This window comes from Thioalkalivibrio sp. (assembly GCF_041690275.1).
GTDB lineage: Bacteria > Pseudomonadota > Gammaproteobacteria > Ectothiorhodospirales > Ectothiorhodospiraceae > Thioalkalivibrio.
Window position 1 is genome coordinate 1 of the sequence record NZ_JAWLHP010000038.1, and the last position, 15,616, is coordinate 15,616.

The following is a 15,616-nucleotide window of genomic DNA, read 5'->3' on the forward strand; positions in this document are numbered from 1 at the left end:
CTCGCGAGCGCCACTCCCCGGTTCATTTCAGTCGGTCGGCCAGCCGATTGCGTGATGGGTCCCGCGGCTTATGGCATCCCGATCAGGGTCGACTTGAGACCCTCGGCTGCCACGGACCGCGGTATCTTTCGGCGCAGGCACGTGTCACAGGGCGGATGAGAAGCTCTGTCTGGCCAAGCCTCAAGCGAGAAGCAACGATTCCGCGTCCGCGGCGGTCACGGGCTGCACCAGCACCGTATGTAGCGGATAGCGTTCGGCCAGTCGTTCGGCATACTGCCGCTCCTGTTTGTCCACCATTTCGATCACCCGTGCCCAGGGCGCGTACGTCTGCAGACTCGCCAGGAACACGTCGAGATTCCCGAGGTTGGCCCCGGCGTAGTTGTTGCGTTAGCCATAGAAGAACTCATCCACTACGTAGTCGGGCCGAAGCTCGCGAGGGCCTGTATCGCCTTGCGCATCGAAGTCAGGCGAACCTCACGGATGTTGCGGCTACGGTAGAGCTCGGTCAGGTTGGGATGACCGGGCCACTCGATGATGGAAAAGAGCAGAAGGTCGGACATGGCGGACGTGATCGTCATGGGGCTTTGACGATGACAAGCGCCCCCGTGCCAAGGACGCCGATGCCGGCCACCTGTCGGATCCGGACACGGTAGCGGCTGAAACTTGAGAAGAGCACCGCACTGGATGCCAGTTTGGCGTAGGCCAGCTTGGGGACTCCGACAGCGATTGCGGTCAAGAGCAACACGGCCGCGAACTGACCGGTCGTGGCGTGACCCAAGTCGACGAACGCAGGGAAAAGACTGGCATAGAAGAAGATGGCCTTGGCGTCTCCGAGGGTCAGCAGAAATCCAGCGACAAAGTCACCCAACACAGAGGCACTTGATGCAAGCGGGTCCGCCTCCACCGGTCCGCGGCGAATCAGAAACCACCCGAACCACATGAGATACAAGCCGCCGACATATTTCACGAACACGAAGAGCTCGCCGAGTAGCTCGGCGACCACAGACATTCCCACGAGTGCCAACGTCGCGAACAGGAGGTCGGCGCACACAATCCCGCTGCTGACTGCCACTCCGTGGCGGAACCCGTTCGCAGTCGAGCGAGCGATGACCAGCAATACGCTGGCGCTCGGCAGTGCGGCCAGGACCACGAGGACCACGAACAGCGAGATGAGTTGCTGAAAGTCCACCGTCTCTCCAATCCGGAAACCCGTTCGTCTCGGAAGATTCGACAGGCCGGGGCACTCTGGCCTTCCTGCGGCAGGCATCCTGGCCCACTCTGCACCTGAGCATATCGCCTCCTCCACCTTCCAGCCACACCGAAGGTCGAGCGCGGCTTGCCTCCAGACAAACGCCTCCCATCAAACCCCACCGGCCGGCTCCTCTGGGTCCAGACTGTGTGAAAACTCCGCTCACGGTAAAATAGGGCAGGTTCTGAGGGGGGGGCACCGGATGAGCGGATTCATTGCAGGTGCGCAGCGCAATCAGGTCACGTTGTTTCCGGAGACGCTGGAGGACTACGTGGTCGAGGACAGTGCGGCTCGTGTCATCGATGTCTTCGTGGATGAGCTGGATCTGCGGGGTCTGGGCTTTGCCACCGAAGCGCCGGCCACCGGCCGTCCGGGGTATGACCCGGCGACGCTGCTGAAGCTGTACGTCTACGGGTACATGAACCGGATTCAGTCCAGTCGTCGGCTGGAGCGCGAGGCGCAGCGTAACGTCGAGTTGATGTGGCTGACGGGACGTCTGACACCGGACTTCAAGACCATTGCCGATTTTCGCAAGGACAACGGAGACGCGATCCGGCGGGTGTGTCGCGAGTTCGCCATGCTGTGCCGGAAGCTGAACTTGTTTGCGGAGGCATTTGTGGCCATCGACGGCAGCAAGTTCAAGGCGGTGAACAACCGCGATCGCACTCACCCGGGCGAAGCTGCAACGGCGGTTGCAGCAGATTGATGAGAGCATCGCGCGGTATCTGGGGCAGATGGCCAGCGCCGATCGGCAGGAAGCGGCGGTGGCGGGGGACAAGAGTCACCGCCTGGCGGACAAGATCGCCACGCTGAAGCAGGAGATCGCGCGACTCCGGGGACTCGAAGAACAGATGCTCGAGGCGCCGGATCAACAGATCTCCCTGACGGATCCGGATGCCCGCTCGATGGCGACGAGTGGGCGGGGTACGGGCATGGTCGGCTACAACGTGCAGACGGCCGTGGAGGCCCGGCATCATCTGATCGTCGCACATGACGTCACCAACACCGGTCACGATCGTGCGCAGCTGAGCCGGATGGCGGTGTTGGCCAAGGAAGCGATCGGGTCGCCCGCACTGGAGGTCGTGGCGGACCGTGGGTATTTCCGGGGCGAAGAGATCCGTGCCTGCGACATGGCACAGATCACCACCTACCTGCCGAAACCACAGACCTCAGGCAACCTGGCCAAGGGGCTCTTTGGCAAGCGCGATTTCATCTACCAATCCGACACGGATACCTATGCCTGCCCGGCCGGCGAGCGCCTGATCTACCGGTTCACACGGCAGGAGAAGGGCTTGACCATCCACCGGTACTGGTCCTCAGCCTGTCCGCATTGCCACCTGCGTCCGCAATGCACGACGGGGGTCTACCGTCGGGTCAGCCGCTGGGAGCACGAGGCCGTGGTCGAGGCCGCAGAGCGGCGTCTGGACCAGCAACCGGAACGCATGCGGGTGCGCCGGTGCACGGTTGAACACCCCTTTGGCACCCTGAAGTCCTGGATGGGGCATACCCATTTCCTCACCCGGACGTTGCCTCGGGTGAGCACCGAGATGAGTCTCCATGTCCTGGCGTACAACCTCAAACGCGTGATCGCGATTTTGGGCGCCCGGCCTTTGATCCTGGGCATGGCGCGGGCCTGACGCCCCGCTTTGCCCGCAGAATGGCGGGTGCCCGGCCACCGTCTTCACCGCCTACGCGCCTGATTCGGGTCACGACCCAGAACCCCCAGGGCCCTTCTTGATCCCCATCATCGCGGCGGATGCCCTCCGAGGGTTTTAGACTGCCCTCCTCACAGCGGATCAACTCCGAAATTCGAGTTTTCACACGGTCTGGGTCGGGTGAAGACACTCCAAGGATAGTCGCGATGGTCGGTCCTGAGCGGGCGTCGGACGCATCTCAGCGTTGTTCGCTTCTTTTCGGAAGAATGCGCCACCTTTAGGGTGGCGCGGGATTCGGGCCCTATCAGTTCTCGATCGGAATCTTGCGGCTCGTTGAAACATCCGCGTGTTCACGCTTTCCGATGGTGACGGTGAGTACACCATTCTTGAACGACGCTTTGATTGCGTCCTGGTCGGCGTCTCCCGGAAGATTCAGGGCACGCTGGAAGCTGCCGTAGTTGCGCTCGATTCGGTGGTATTGACCGTCCTGCTGCTCCTGCTCCTGACGCTTCTCGCCACGAATCCACAGCACGTCGTCGTCCAGGGTGAGTTGGATATCCTTCTCATCCACCCCCGGCACCTCGAGCGTGATCCGGTACTGCTGGTCTGTCTCGTGGATGTCCAGTGAGGGGCGCAGCAGGTCCTGCCACTCCGGGCCCATGGTCGGCAGCGTGAAGCTCGGCCAACGCCCGCCGAAACCGCGAAACGCGTCGTCGAACAGGCGATCGACTTCGCGGTGCAATTGCAGCAAGGGGTCCAGCGAGGATAGCGGTGCGCTCGCCGGCAGGTTCGCTTTGGCCACAGGAACGCTGCCTGCGCCTTGCTGGGCCTCTTGCTCTTTCTTGAACCAGTTCCAGGGGGCCAACTTATTCAGATCGAAACCCATGTTTTTTCTCCTGTCGCGTGAGTGATGCACACAGCAGTGCGGGCTGCCTTTCGCAACGCGATTCGCACAGGCTTACGGGTCCGGGCTGGGCGGCAGACTTGCATTGATGCGATCAATGAGGATGGAGTCCCAAAATCAAGGGAACGCCGCCCATCGATCCCGCTCCGTGACGAATTGCCGCAGGGCGGGCAACCCCGCCCTTTGGCCTCAAGGAAAGTATGGCCTCTGTGGCGCCGCATCTCAACGCCGGCCGAATCTCTGCGTGATTCGCCACCTGCACGCAATCACGCTCCGCCTTACCGCCCAGTCCTACGCGGGCTAGCCGTACCCCGAGACCACTAACCCGTCGCAGCCTGCAATGCCTCCTGGAGAGGTCATGTGCGAGAACTGCAGGGCCGAGGGCCCAGAGTTGATCACTGCCACTCGTGGGAACCGTGAGTGACGGTGGCACCCCCGACTGCCTCTTGGCCGCGGACACGGCAGATCGCCTGAACCGGGATGGCAGTCCGAATGTGCATGTCCTTGATGCCCTGCAAGCGGATTCGCTCCGCTGGCACTGTGACTCGACCCAGGTGCGTACCGTCGTGACCACAGAAGCGCCGGTCGGGCCGTTGGCGGACGGCCTGCAACACCTCACCCGCGAACTCGAGGCCGACGGGATCGAAATCGTTCCGCTGCGGCGCCAATGGGACGATCTCGCCTGGCCCCACGCGACGCACGGCTTCTTCCGCTTCCGGCAGCAGATCCCGGAGCTGATCGTCGGTAACGGTCTGGGCGCCCCCGAGAGGGCGGGTTAACCAGCAGCCCTCTGTGCTTGGGGCCGAATGACCGGCTACCGGTGGAACCCGGCGGATCCCTTGATGTCTTGATCGCCATGGATTCCCTGGGTAGCTCGTATCGCGCGGTCGTAATCGGCGCCACCGGTGGCTTGGGCCAAGCCTTCGTGGAACATCTGAGAAACGACCCGAACTGCGGCGATGTCGCAGCACTCTCCCGCAACTCCGAACCACCGATCGATGTCATCAGCGAGGCAAGCGTAGCCAGTGCGGCCGCGTGGCTGCGCGAGCGATCGGCCGAGTGGGACCTGATGATCGACGCCACCGGGGTATTGACCATCGAGGGGCACCGCCCGGAAAAGCGACTCTCGGAAATCGATCCAGCGGTGATGGCGCGGGGTTTTGCGGTCAACGCGATCGGCCCGGCCCTGCTTCTGAAGCATCTGACGCCGCTGTTACCCCGCACGCGCCGCTGCATCTTCGCGTCGCTCTCGGCCCGGGTTGGGTCCATTGAGGACAATCGTCTTGGTGGCTGGGTGAGTTACCGGGCGTCCAAGGCTGCCCTGAATCAGATTCTCCGCACGGCCGCGGTGGAGTTGCGCATCAGCCATCGGCAGTTGGTCGTGGCCTCCCTGCAGCCCGGCACGGTCGCGACCCGGCTGTCGGCGCCGTATCGCAGCCGTGCGCCCGAAGTGCTGACGCCTGAATACGCCGCGTGCCGGTTGCTCGAGGTGCTGGACGGCCTCGAACGCGAGCAGTCGGGCGAGTTTTTCGATTACGAGGGGCAGCGGCTGCCCTTCTGATTCTTCCGTGTCCCCGCCCCTTCACACCGGCGGCGCTCTCTCAATAGACAGGTGGTCTCATGCGTATTCTGGTTTCGGGCGGCACCGGCTTCATCGGACAGGCCTTGTGCCCAACGCTGATAGGAGACGGCCACGACGTGGTCGTCTGGAGCCGCCAGCCCAATGCGAAGGTCGCCGAAGGTGCGACTGCCATCCAACGTCTGGACGAACTGACCGGCCCGAACCCGGATGCGATCATCAACCTGGCCGGGGCTTCGATCGCAGACGGCAGATGGACCGAGGCCCGCAAACGTCTCCTGGTCGACTCCCGCGTGGACACCACCCGAAAACTGGTGGAATGGATGCAGGGCATGGGAAGCCCGCCCAAGGCCCTGATCTCCGCCTCTGCCGTCGGCTACTACGGCGAGCAGGGCGACCGCATCATCAACGAAGACACGACTCCGACGGCCGGTTTCACGCATGATCTGTGCGCGCAGTGGGAAAACGAGGCGCTGAAGGCGGAATCCCTGGGCGTGCGCGTCTGCCTGGTCCGCACCGGCGTGGTACTGGACCGCGACGGTGGCGCCCTGGCCAAGATGTTGTTCCCATTCAAGATGGGCGCCGGCGGGCGTCTGGGTTCCGGTAGGCACTATTTCCCGTGGATCCACCGGGCCGACATCGTGGCCATCTACCACTGGCTGGTGGCGAACGAACAGGCTTCGGGTCCTTACAACGCAAGCGCCCCGAATCCGGTCACCAACGCCGACTTTACCCAGGCGCTCGGCAGAGCCCTGAAACGCCCCACCCTGTTCCCAATGCCCGAGCCGGTTCTGCGCCTGCTGTTCGGCGAGTTGTCCGAACTTCTGCTGGTCAGCAACCGCATGATGCCGAAACGCCTCATGGATGAAGGTTTCGAGTTCCGTTACCCGGAACTGAAACAGGCGCTTCACGCCATTTTGGGATGAACCAACAGATCGAGGTGGGACCAAGCGGACTTACTGATCATGAGAAGTAAAGGCTCGGGATGTCGGTTGTTTGCCCGCATTGAACGGCCGTCGTGACCAAAACAACGAACCGAAGCCTCGGGCTCAACCTGGCGCCGAAGGGGCGTCGCAATCAGCCCCATTCAGGGTGTGCGGCAATCATCCGCGCACAAACCCAAGGCCACCTCAGTGACCGCTCTAGAAGCTAATACCGTCCCTGCCGCACGGGCGCCCGGGGGCTGCTGCGGATCGGCTTCGGCCATCAGCGACACCATTCACGCAGATTCCGTTTCGCCGACCGCGGCTGTTGTTCCGCCAATGCCGGGCAAAACCTCCCCAGACCATCAACAGGGCCCGATCCTCACCAGGAATTCCTCGGCCGGAAGACTCCCCCACCTGCGACCGTCGTCCGGCTGGAATTCGCAGTCGTTGGCCAGCAGCTTGCCGTCCGCGTCGAGCCACCGGACGATCGGAACCCCGTCACCCGACGTGAACGCGCCGCCGGCGCAGGTGATGACATCCCCGACCCGGAGATCCTTGCGCCACAGGGTTTCCATGCCCGGGCCGGTCGGCCGGAAGCCACGCAAATCGCCGCCCTTCTTCACAACCCTGTACCGTTCGCCGCGCACGAAGCGCTGGGTTGAAGTGTTCGTCACGGAAACCTCCCTCGGCATCCACAGTGACCTTCGCGCCAGATGAATCCGGCGATCCATGAGCCGGATCCCGGCGTGACTGGATCGTTACGCACTCCAGTCACGCGCAGTACACTCGTGTCGTTTCCGGTCACGTTAGCGGGGGCCAGATGCGCCAAGTGATTGTTTAAATGGACCATCAACAACGAATACTGGATTCGGGAGGCAGGGATCGGCCCACACCCGCCAAAGCCATCGTCATTACCCTGACTGCTGGTCCGGTTCCTGTCTCACTTCGACCGGCGGCTCTGCCGAGTCCACGCGAAGCGTCCGCTCTTGCGGTGCTGTGATCCCCGCTTCTGCAAGAATCCACCGCTCGACCTGTTCATGCCAGACGCGCAAGAGGTCTGGCGGCCGGTCACGGTTCTCGGCGATGGTGTTGGCGCTGGACTCACCATCCCGTCAGCCTCCCGCTCCCGGCGTTCAACCCGCCGGACAGGCAACATCAATCCTGGCAAGCTACACGATTGGGTGGGAAGGAGAGCATGCAGGGCAAGGGTGCGCCAAGCTGCGCAGTTCCGAGAAACTGCTTACAAGGTGCTTACACGGCTAGCGGGGGACGAAGAAAGCTGGAAGCGATTCCTTCGTAAGCCATTGAAAGTATGGTGGGTCGTGTTGGGCTCGAACCAACGACCATCGGATTAAAAGTCCGGTGCTCTACCAACTGAGCTAACGACCCGCCGGAAGGCTGGATAGTCTACGGGCTGTCCCGGAAAACGCAAGCTCGCACTGACGCGGGCCCGGTTCAGTCCGCACCCGGCCGATAGCGCGTGGGGTCGGCAAGCCCGGCGGCCGCGAATCCCGCGCGCCGGATGCGGCAGCTGTCGCAGACACCGCAGGCGCGCCCCTGCTCGTCCGCCTGGTAGCAACTGACGGTCAGCGCGTAGTCGAGCCCGTGCACGACCCCGAGGCGGATGATCTCGGCCTTGGTGAGCGCGATCAGCGGGGCATGGACTTGGAACCCGTCACCCTCGATGCCCGCGCGCGTCGCGAGATTCGCCAGCGCCTCGAAGGCCTCGATGAAGGCCGGGCGGCAGTCGGGATACCCCGAGTAATCGACCGCGTTGGCCCCGATGAAGATCCGGCGCAGATCGAGTGCCTCGGCCAGGCCCAGCGCCAGCGACAACAGGGTCGTGTTCCGCGCCGGCACATAGGTCACCGGGATCCCCTCCGCGGGTGTCTCCGGCACCGGGATGCCGGAATCGGTCAGCGCGGAACCGCCGATGGCGCTCAGGTCGACCGACACCACCCGGTGGCTGGCCGCACCCAGGGACCTTGCGACCCGGCGCGCCGCCTGCAGCTCGGCACGGTGGCGTTGCCCGTAGTCGATGCTCAGCGCGTGACAGGCATAGCCCTGAGCGCCTGCCAGCGCCAGACAGGTCGCCGAGTCGAGACCGCCCGACAGGAGCACCACCGCCCCCTCGCCGGCCACTGCGCCGCCTGCGCCGCCCTGGTCAACGTCCGGGGACATCGCCCCACAGCAGCTTGTGCAACTGCACCTGGAAGCGCACCGGTGCGCGGGCCTCGACGATCCAGTCGGCGAGTGCGACGGGCTCGAGTTCCCCGTGAACCGGCGAAAACAGCACCTCGACCCCGGGGGGGAGCGCATGCCGGCCGAGCCAGGCCAGTGCCCAGTCGAAGTCGTCCCGCCCGGCCAGCACGAACTTGAGCTGGTCACCCGGTTTCAGGTGCGCAAGGTTGTCGGTACGGTTGCGCGCGGTCTCGCCGGAACCGGGCGCCTTCAGGTCCATCACGATGTTCACCCGCGGGTCCACCGCGCCGACATCGAGCGCGCCGCTGGTCTCCAGGGAGACCGCGAGGCCCCGGTCGCAGAGTGCCTGCAGGAGCGGCAGACAGCCCGGCTGGGCCAGCGGCTCGCCGCCAGTCACGCAGACGTGACGGACACCGTGGCCCTCCACCGCCTGCAGCACCGCGTCCATGCCCATCGGCTCGCCGCCGCTGAAGCTGTACTCCGTGTCGCACCAGCGGCAGCGCAGCGGGCATCCAGTGAGCCGCACGAAGACTGTAGGCCAACCGACCTGGGCAGCCTCCCCCTGCAGGGAGAGGAAGATCTCCGTCACCCGTATCCGGACCGGGTCCTGAGCGGGCGGCGCCGGGCGGACGCGGGTCACGGCCTCCGTCACTGCCCGTCCAGCCGCCGCAGGCGGTCCTGTGCCAGGCGCGACAGCGTCGTGCCGGGATAATCCTCCAGCACCTGTTCCAGCGCCGCACGCGCCTGGTCGGTGTTGCCCAGCTCGAAATGCGAATAGCCGAGCTTCAACAGGGCATCGGCTGCCTTCTCACTGTCGGGGAATCGGTCACGGACCGCCTCGAAGTCGATAAGCGCGGCCTCGTAGTCGCCCCGCGCATACTTCGCCTCCGCCAGCCAGTAGAGTGCGTTCGCGGAATAGACGCCATCCGGATAGCGTTCCATGAACCGTTCGAGCTCGCGGATCGCGTCCTCGTAGTCGCCGCCCATCAAGCGGTTGAAGGCGGTCTCGTAGGATTCCTGCTCGTCCGCGTCGGGCAGGGGCTCGTCCACGGGAAGCGCTTCCGGCATCGGCGAGCGCTCGGCGACCAGGTCACCCTCGACCAGCCCGATGCGCTCGTCGAGATTCCGGAACTGGTCCCGCTGGCGGGCACGAATGTTGCGCAGTTCGTTCTCCAGCTGTTCCACCTGCCCCCGCAGCTGACGCACTTCCGACTGCAGGTCGTCGACATTGCGCAGCATCTCCGTCAGGACCCCGGAGTCGAGCAGGCGCTCGACGCGCTCCACCCGCATCTCCAGCGTCTGCAGCTGGTGCTGAGTGGCCACCGGCGGATTCGACTGGGCCCAGATCGCGGGCGCCGGAAGCAGGAGGCCGATCCCGAGCAGCAGTGCTGCAAGCTTCCGGTACCCCACCCCGGTGCGTGGCGACTGCGCGGCTGGCATCACTGCAGGGACCCGATGCGGGAGGGCCGGGGCACGGGAAGACCAGACCCCGGCGTGACCGGGGTCAGCGCCGCACCTCGTAGACCAGTTCGACGCGCCGGTTGCGCGCCCACGCGTCCTCGGTCTGGGTGAAGGCCACAGGCATCTCCTCACCATAGCTGATCACCTCCAGCTGCGTGTCACGGGCCCCGTTCAGATTCATGACGCGGCGCACCGACTGGGCCCTGCGCTCACCCAGCGCAAGATTGTACTCGCGGGTGCCGCGCTCGTCGGCATGCCCTTCAAGGCGCAGGCGCGCGTCGGGATTCTGCGACAGGTAGCGCGCGTGCGCCTCCAGCATCGGGATGAACTCCGAGCGCACGGCATCGCGGTCAAGATCGAAATAGACCAGGCGCTCCGCCAGCAGGCTGTCCGGATCGTCCAGCGGATCCACGCTCAGGTCGCCATCGGCGCCGAGGCCCCGGGCCTCGGCATCCCTCCGGGCGCGTTCCGCCGCCTCGGCCTCGGCCTCGGCCTCGGCGGCGGCTGCCTGCGCGGCCTGCCGTTCGGCCTCGCTCAGGTCGCGCTTGGGCTGGGCACAGGCCGCCAGCAGGCCGATCATCAGGACAATCAAACCCCAACGGAGCATTGCGTTCATTCGATGGTTCCTCACAAGGCATTCAGGTTGTCGAACGGGTAGATCACAGAGGCGACCACGCGGGTTCCCGGACCTCTCCGGTGCGTGCCGCCAGGCGCTGGTGCACCCGGCCGTCGCGGCTTACGGAGCCCAGTATTCCGCGGCCACGTTCAGTGGTCGAGTACAGGATCATGCTGCCATTGGGCGCGAAGCTCGGCGACTTGTCGAACCGGCCCCGCGTCAGCAGGGTCACCTGGCGGGTCTCCAGGTCGAGGCGGGCAATCCGCAACTCGCCGCCGTCCCCCTGCACGTAGACCACCGCCTCGCCGTCCGGGGAGACGGTGGCCGCACCCGCGGAGGAGCCCTCGAAGGTCAGGCGCCGCGCGCTCCCGCCGGACAGGCGCATCTCGTAGATCTGCGGCGAGCCGGCCCGGTCGGAGGTGAAGTACAGGGTCTCGCCGTCCGCGGACCATGCCGGTTCCGTATCGATCGCATTGGATCGCGTGACCTGCGTCAACGCACCGCTATCCAAATCCATGATGTAGATGTTCGGGGTTCCGTCGCGCGACAGGCTCATCGCCAGCCGCTCGCCGTCCGGCGACCAGGCCGGGGCGCTGTTGATGCCGGGATAGCTTGCCAGCCGGTCGCGCGCCCCGGTCTCCACATTGTGCCGGAAGACCTCGGAGCGGCGGTTTTCGAAGGAGACGTAGACCAGGTACCGCCCATCCGGGGACCATGCCGGCGACATCAGGGGCTCGGAGGACCGGTACAGCGTACGCGGATCGGCACCGTCGGAATCGGCCACCTCCAGCGTGAAGCGCCGCTCGTCGCCGCGTCCGGTGACGCCGACGTAGGCGATACGCGCGCTGAAGGCACCCTCGTCACCCGTGATCTGTTCATAGACGATATCGGAGACGCGATGGGCACCGCGCCGCAGCATCTCCGGCGGTACCGGAATCCGGAACCCGCCCAGCCGCTGATTGGCGAGCACGTCGAACACGTGGAATTCGATCAGCACGCGCTCCCCCTCGGGCCGCAACCGCCCGATCACCAGGTATTCCGCGCCGACCGCGGCCCACTGTTCGGAAAGAAAGTCATCCGGACCCGCCGGCGCTCCCGCCAGACGCTCCCGCCCGAGCACCCGGAACAGCCCGCTGCGGGCAAGATTCGCGCCGACGATCTGCGCCACGTCCTCCGGAGGACTGCCCTCGCCCTCCCAGGTGAACGGAGTCACCGCCACGGGGATCGCGCCACTCACGCCCTCGGTGACCGTCACGTCGAGGACCGCCCCGGCCTGGCCAGCGGCCAGCAGCAGCAGTCCGAACAAACAGATCTGGAGACTTCTGAGCTTCATCTGCATCACCTAGCCCGTCTCGGGCGAAAAACGAATACGGATACCGCCTCGGACCGCCGCCGCGTCGGGAGGCCTCGGCAGCGACTGCAACCGGTCCATCGTCTGGCGCACGGACTCGCAGAACCCGGCCCCACCCGAACAGCTGCGCAGGTCGAAGCTCAGGATACGCCCGGTGTCCGGGTTGATGCGCACCAGCACCACCGCCTCGTCCATGGCCCGCGCACCCTCCGGTATGCGCCAGCGCCGCTCCACCGTCGCCTGCACCTCGGCGATGTAGGCCTGCCGCTGCGCGTCCTCGCGCGCACGCCGCTCCGCCGCCTCGCGCTCGGCCCGCGCCGCCGCCAGCCGGCGCTGCTCCTGTTCCATCTGCTCCCGACGCCGCTGCTCCTCGAGCTCGCGCGCCTGCGCCTCGCGGCGCCGCGCCTCTTCCTCGGCGCGCCGCCGCTCCGCCTCCTCGCGTTCCCGGCGCTCCGCCTCCTCGCGCGCGCGCCGCTCCGCCGCCTCGGCCTCGCGCGCCGCCTCGGCAGCCTCGCGTTCGGCCTCCGCCTTTGCCCGTGCCGCCTCGGCCTCGCGCCGTTCCTGCTCGATCCGGGCCTGCTCCGCCTCGGCGAGCCGCTGCGCCTCCTCCCGGATGCGCAGGGCCTCCTCGCGCGCCGCCTCGGCCTCGCGCAGCGCCTGCTGCCGCGCCCGTTCCTCCGCCTCCCGGCGCGCCTGTTCCTCCTGCTGGCGGCGGATCTCTTCCTGGCGCTGCCGTTCCGCCTCGCGGCGCGCCTCCTCCTCGCGCCGGAGTTCCTCTGCGATCCGCTCCTGCTCCATCGTCCGGATCTCGCGCTCCCTGCGTTCAAAGGCCTCGACATCCACCGCCACCGCCTCGATCACCTCGACCGGCTCCACCTCGGCGCGCGCGGCGAGCGATGCCGAGTAGGGGGCGAGGAACGACACGTTCAGCAGCAGCGCAGCGAACAGCACCACGTGCAGGAGCACCGCCAGGAGCAGGCGGCCGGTGTGCTCTCGGATCAGGCTGATCACTTCGTGCTCACCGTCGGGTCAATTCGCATCCCTGGGTGGTTCCGTCAACAGTCCGACCCGACCGGCGCCCGCACGCTGCAGCGCGACCATCGCATCCATCACCCGTCCGTAGTCGACATTGCGGTCGCCGCGGACATAGGTCTGGACGGCGGGCGTGCCGGCGAGGATTTCCTGCACGATCGCAATCAGCTCCGGACCGGCCAGCGGTTCGTTCGCCATCGGACCCTGGTTGACGCTCATGGCCCCGCCAGCGGTCACCGTGACCACGATCGGCTCGCGCGAGCGCTCCTCGGTCTCCAGGGCCTCGGCCTGCGCCTCGGGAAGATCGACCTCGACACCCTGCTGCAGCATCGGGGCGGTGATCATGAAGATGATCAGCAGCACCAGCATCACGTCGATGAAGGGCACGACGTTGATCTGGGAGATGGGGCGACGCAGCCGGCGGCTGTTGCATCGTGAGGTGTCGGCCATGGCGCGTTCCTACTCCCCGGCCTCTGCGACACCGCGACCGGCCGTCTGGCGGGCCAGCAGGGCCACGAACTCGTCGCTGAAATTCTCGAAACGCCCGAGCAGCCGGTCCGTGTCGGTGGCGAAACGGTTGTACGCGATCACCGCGGGAATCGCCGCGAACAGGCCGAGGGCGGTGGCGATCAGTGCCTCCGCGATCCCGGGGGCGACCATCTGCAGTGTCGCCTGCTGGGCGCCCGAGAGCCCGAGAAACGCGTGCATGATCCCCCACACGGTCCCGAACAGGCCAATGTACGGGCTGGTGGATCCGACCGTCGCCAGGAACGGCAGGTAGCGCTCCAGATCCTGGCCCTCCCGGGCGATCGCCACACGCATCGAACGGTGCGTGGACTCCACCACGTGCGCCGGCTGCTGCCGGGTCCGCAGGAATTCCTTGAAACCGGAGGAGAACACGTGCTCCATGCCGGATACGTCCGTCTTGCGCCGTATGCCGTCATAGAGATGGGCCAGATCGATACCGGACCAGAAGCGTTCCTCGAATTCGTCAGAGGCCCTGTTCGCCACCTTCATCGTGCGCGCCTTGACCAGGATCACCAGCCACGACAACACGGAGGCGACGACCAGGAGCACCATGACCAGCTGCACGATCAGGCTGGCGTCCAGGATCAGGCGCCACAGGGAAAGGTCCACAGTCACTGTTTCTCTCCAAGGTCCGATTCGATCGCGCTTCGCACTGGCGCGGGGATCGCCACCGGCACGAAACGTTCCGCATCCACGCAGGCCAGACGGACGTTCGCCGAGGCCAGTTCCAGATCACCGCGCGACACCGACTGCGCCACTTCGATGCTCGCGCGCCCCAGCGCGCCGGGTCTGCAGGTCACGGACAGCGCATCATTGAAGCGCCCGGGGCGCCTCAGGTCCAGCTGCACCGAGCGCACCACGAAGAGGATGCCCGCGTCGGCGCGCAACCGATCCTGCTCGAAGCCGCGCTGACGCAGCCACTCCGTGCGCGCCCGCTCCATGAACTTCAGGTAGTTCGCGTAGTAGACCACGCCACCCGCGTCCGTATCCTCGAAGTAGACCCGCACCGGCCAGACGAAGGCCGCACCGTCGCCGGCCGTCACACGGCCGGGAGCCGCCGGCATCAGCTCGAACCTCCCCGGCCCTTCGCCTGCGTGAACAGGTCCGGGCGCACGACTCCGCATTCCGCGAGACCCAGCAGCTGAAAGGTCTGCCGGGTGGCCTGGCGCCCGCGCGGCGTGCGCATCAGATATCCCTGCTGGATCAGGAACGGCTCCACCACGTCTTCAAGTGTACCCCGATCCTCGTTCAGCGCCGTGGCCAGGCTGTCCACGCCGACCGGGCCGCCATCGAACTTTTCCACCAGCACCTCGAGCAGGCGGCGGTCCTGCGCGTCCAGTCCGGCCGCATCGATCGCCAGCAGATCCAGGGCCTCCGCCGCCACCGGCGCGGTGATGACACCGTCCGCCCGCACCTGGGCGAAGTCCCGCACGCGCCGCAGCAGGCGGTTGGCGAGGCGCGGCGTGCCCCGCGCCCGCCGGGCGATTTCGGCCGCGCCACCGGACTCGATGTCGACATGCAGCAGGGCGGAGGCCCTGCGCACGATGCCCGCGAGGTCGTTCACGCTGTAGTGCTCAAGCCGCTGCACGATCCCGAAACGGTCGCGCAGCGGGGCGCTCAGCAGGCCCGCGCGCGTGGTTGCCCCCACCAGCGTGAACGGCGGCAGATCCAGCTTGATCGAGCGCGCGGCCGGTCCCTCGCCGATCATGATGTCCAGCTGAAAATCCTCCAGCGCCGGATAGAGCACCTCCTCGACCACGGTCGGCAGGCGGTGGATCTCGTCGACGAACAGGACATCCCGGGGCTCCAGCGCCGTCAATATCGCCGCCAGGTCCCCCGCCCGCTCCAGCACCGGCCCGGAGGTCTGGCGCAGACCCACGCCGAGCTCGTGGGCGACGATGTGCGCGAGCGTGGTCTTGCCCAGTCCCGGCGGGCCGGCGACCAGCGTGTGATCCAGCGCCTCGCCGCGGTCGCGGGCGGCGCGGATGAAGAGCTCCATCTGCTCGACCGCACGGGGCTGCCCGGCGAACTCCGCGAGCCGCCGGGGGCGCAGACTCACCTCGCTGCCGCGGTCCTCCGGGAGACGCTGCATTTCCACCAGACGGGAATCCAT

Annotated in this window: 18 protein-coding genes, 1 tRNA gene and 1 pseudogene; 4 read left to right on the forward strand and 16 right to left on the reverse strand. The window is 66.4% G+C overall.

From position 1 onward, the window contains the following. Positions 1 to 180: 180 nt before the first annotated feature. The 3 genes from ACESMN_RS08755 to ACESMN_RS08765 all read right to left on the reverse strand — a co-directional run bounded on the left by ACESMN_RS08755 (position 181) and on the right by ACESMN_RS08765 (position 1,189). Positions 181 to 348, reverse strand: a complete 168-nt coding sequence (locus tag ACESMN_RS08755; RefSeq protein WP_373053215.1) for a hypothetical protein — start codon at positions 346 to 348, stop codon at positions 181 to 183. A 62-nt stretch (positions 349 to 410) separates the two neighbouring features. Beyond that, the gene (locus tag ACESMN_RS08760) at positions 411 to 560 is read right to left on the reverse strand and encodes a hypothetical protein (protein ID WP_373053216.1); all 150 of its coding nucleotides are present in this window, start codon (positions 558 to 560) and stop codon (positions 411 to 413) included. A gap of 14 nt (positions 561 to 574) precedes the next feature. Then, positions 575 to 1,189, reverse strand: a complete 615-nt coding sequence (locus ACESMN_RS08765) for a LysE family translocator (RefSeq protein ID WP_373053217.1) — start codon at positions 1,187 to 1,189, stop codon at positions 575 to 577. 262 nt (positions 1,190 to 1,451) lie between these two features. Between ACESMN_RS08765 and ACESMN_RS08770 the strand changes: the two are divergent. Continuing rightward, a pseudogene (locus ACESMN_RS08770) lies at positions 1,452 to 2,886 on the forward strand (IS1182 family transposase). A gap of 322 nt (positions 2,887 to 3,208) precedes the next feature. Here ACESMN_RS08770 and ACESMN_RS08775 read toward each other — a convergent pair. Next, the gene (locus tag ACESMN_RS08775) at positions 3,209 to 3,790 is read right to left on the reverse strand and encodes an Hsp20/alpha crystallin family protein (RefSeq protein ID WP_373053218.1); all 582 of its coding nucleotides are present in this window, start codon (positions 3,788 to 3,790) and stop codon (positions 3,209 to 3,211) included. Positions 3,791 to 4,374: 584 nt separating this feature from the next. On the opposite strand from ACESMN_RS08775, the gene ACESMN_RS08780 reads away from it, so the two are divergent. The 3 genes from ACESMN_RS08780 (at position 4,375) to ACESMN_RS08790 (ending at position 6,313) form a co-directional block, all read left to right on the forward strand. Further along, positions 4,375 to 4,587 (forward strand): hypothetical protein, encoded by a 213-nt coding sequence (locus tag ACESMN_RS08780; protein WP_373053219.1) that lies wholly within the window; start codon positions 4,375 to 4,377, stop codon positions 4,585 to 4,587. Positions 4,588 to 4,664: 77 nt separating this feature from the next. Beyond that, positions 4,665 to 5,369, forward strand: coding sequence for an SDR family NAD(P)-dependent oxidoreductase (locus ACESMN_RS08785; protein ID WP_373053245.1), 705 nt, complete (start codon positions 4,665 to 4,667; stop codon positions 5,367 to 5,369). Positions 5,370 to 5,428: 59 nt separating this feature from the next. After that, the gene (locus tag ACESMN_RS08790) at positions 5,429 to 6,313 is read left to right on the forward strand and encodes a TIGR01777 family oxidoreductase (protein ID WP_373053220.1); all 885 of its coding nucleotides are present in this window, start codon (positions 5,429 to 5,431) and stop codon (positions 6,311 to 6,313) included. 362 nt (positions 6,314 to 6,675) lie between these two features. Here the strand turns inward: ACESMN_RS08790 and ACESMN_RS08795 are convergent, their stop codons facing one another. From ACESMN_RS08795 to ruvB, 12 genes are all read right to left on the reverse strand, one after another. Continuing rightward, entirely contained in the window at positions 6,676 to 6,987 is a 312-nt protein-coding gene (locus tag ACESMN_RS08795) for a hypothetical protein (RefSeq protein ID WP_373053221.1), read from the reverse strand. A gap of 639 nt (positions 6,988 to 7,626) precedes the next feature. Further along, positions 7,627 to 7,702: transfer RNA gene (locus ACESMN_RS08800), tRNA-Lys, on the reverse strand. Positions 7,703 to 7,768: 66 nt separating this feature from the next. After that, on the reverse strand, positions 7,769 to 8,494 hold the full coding sequence (gene queC, locus ACESMN_RS08805) for a 7-cyano-7-deazaguanine synthase QueC (protein ID WP_373053222.1): 726 nt from the start codon (positions 8,492 to 8,494) through the stop codon (positions 7,769 to 7,771). Then, a complete protein-coding gene (gene queE / locus ACESMN_RS08810; protein WP_373053223.1) occupies positions 8,478 to 9,167 on the reverse strand; it encodes a 7-carboxy-7-deazaguanine synthase QueE in 690 nt (229 codons plus the stop codon). The genes queC and queE overlap by 17 nt, the downstream gene beginning before the upstream one ends. Continuing rightward, positions 9,164 to 9,955: a tol-pal system protein YbgF gene (ybgF, locus tag ACESMN_RS08815; protein WP_373053224.1), complete on the reverse strand. Its 792-nt coding sequence runs from the start codon at positions 9,953 to 9,955 to the stop codon at positions 9,164 to 9,166. The genes queE and ybgF overlap by 4 nt, the downstream gene beginning before the upstream one ends. A gap of 64 nt (positions 9,956 to 10,019) precedes the next feature. Continuing rightward, complete coding sequence (pal, locus tag ACESMN_RS08820; RefSeq protein ID WP_373053225.1) at positions 10,020 to 10,592, reverse strand: peptidoglycan-associated lipoprotein Pal; 573 nt, start codon at positions 10,590 to 10,592, stop codon at positions 10,020 to 10,022. A gap of 43 nt (positions 10,593 to 10,635) precedes the next feature. Then, complete coding sequence (tolB, locus tag ACESMN_RS08825; RefSeq protein WP_373053226.1) at positions 10,636 to 11,931, reverse strand: Tol-Pal system beta propeller repeat protein TolB; 1,296 nt, start codon at positions 11,929 to 11,931, stop codon at positions 10,636 to 10,638. 3 nt (positions 11,932 to 11,934) lie between these two features. Beyond that, complete coding sequence (gene tolA / locus ACESMN_RS08830; RefSeq protein ID WP_373053227.1) at positions 11,935 to 12,954, reverse strand: cell envelope integrity protein TolA; 1,020 nt, start codon at positions 12,952 to 12,954, stop codon at positions 11,935 to 11,937. Positions 12,955 to 12,972: 18 nt separating this feature from the next. After that, a complete protein-coding gene (gene tolR, locus ACESMN_RS08835; RefSeq protein ID WP_373053228.1) occupies positions 12,973 to 13,425 on the reverse strand; it encodes a protein TolR in 453 nt (150 codons plus the stop codon). A 9-nt stretch (positions 13,426 to 13,434) separates the two neighbouring features. After that, positions 13,435 to 14,100, reverse strand: coding sequence for a protein TolQ (gene tolQ / locus ACESMN_RS08840; RefSeq protein WP_373053246.1), 666 nt, complete (start codon positions 14,098 to 14,100; stop codon positions 13,435 to 13,437). Between the two features lie 14 nt (positions 14,101 to 14,114). Beyond that, a complete protein-coding gene (gene ybgC / locus ACESMN_RS08845; protein ID WP_373053229.1) occupies positions 14,115 to 14,567 on the reverse strand; it encodes a tol-pal system-associated acyl-CoA thioesterase in 453 nt (150 codons plus the stop codon). Further along, positions 14,567 to 15,616 carry a Holliday junction branch migration DNA helicase RuvB gene (gene ruvB / locus ACESMN_RS08850; protein WP_373053230.1) on the reverse strand — a complete coding sequence of 350 codons (1,050 nt, stop codon included), beginning with the start codon at positions 15,614 to 15,616 and terminating at the stop codon, positions 14,567 to 14,569. The genes ybgC and ruvB overlap by 1 nt, the downstream gene beginning before the upstream one ends.

Bases quoted from the DNA above. Each gene is read 5' to 3' on its own strand.
- ruvB (WP_373053230.1), bottom strand. From the start codon at position 15,616: ATGGATTCCCGTCTGGTGGAAATGCAGCGTCTCCCGGAGGACCGCGGC.
- tolB (WP_373053226.1), bottom strand. From the start codon at position 11,931: ATGCAGATGAAGCTCAGAAGTCTCCAGATCTGTTTGTTCGGACTGCTG.
- ACESMN_RS08790 (WP_373053220.1), top strand. From the start codon at position 5,429: ATGCGTATTCTGGTTTCGGGCGGCACCGGCTTCATCGGACAGGCCTTG.
- ACESMN_RS08775 (WP_373053218.1), bottom strand. From the start codon at position 3,790: ATGGGTTTCGATCTGAATAAGTTGGCCCCCTGGAACTGGTTCAAGAAA.
- tolR (WP_373053228.1), bottom strand. From the start codon at position 13,425: ATGGCCGACACCTCACGATGCAACAGCCGCCGGCTGCGTCGCCCCATC.
- ACESMN_RS08785 (WP_373053245.1), top strand. From the start codon at position 4,665: ATGGATTCCCTGGGTAGCTCGTATCGCGCGGTCGTAATCGGCGCCACC.
- ACESMN_RS08760 (WP_373053216.1), bottom strand. From the start codon at position 560: ATGTCCGACCTTCTGCTCTTTTCCATCATCGAGTGGCCCGGTCATCCC.
- pal (WP_373053225.1), bottom strand. From the start codon at position 10,592: ATGAACGCAATGCTCCGTTGGGGTTTGATTGTCCTGATGATCGGCCTG.
- ybgF (WP_373053224.1), bottom strand. From the start codon at position 9,955: ATGCCAGCCGCGCAGTCGCCACGCACCGGGGTGGGGTACCGGAAGCTT.
- queC (WP_373053222.1), bottom strand. From the start codon at position 8,494: ATGTCCCCGGACGTTGACCAGGGCGGCGCAGGCGGCGCAGTGGCCGGC.
- ybgC (WP_373053229.1), bottom strand. From the start codon at position 14,567: ATGCCGGCGGCTCCCGGCCGTGTGACGGCCGGCGACGGTGCGGCCTTC.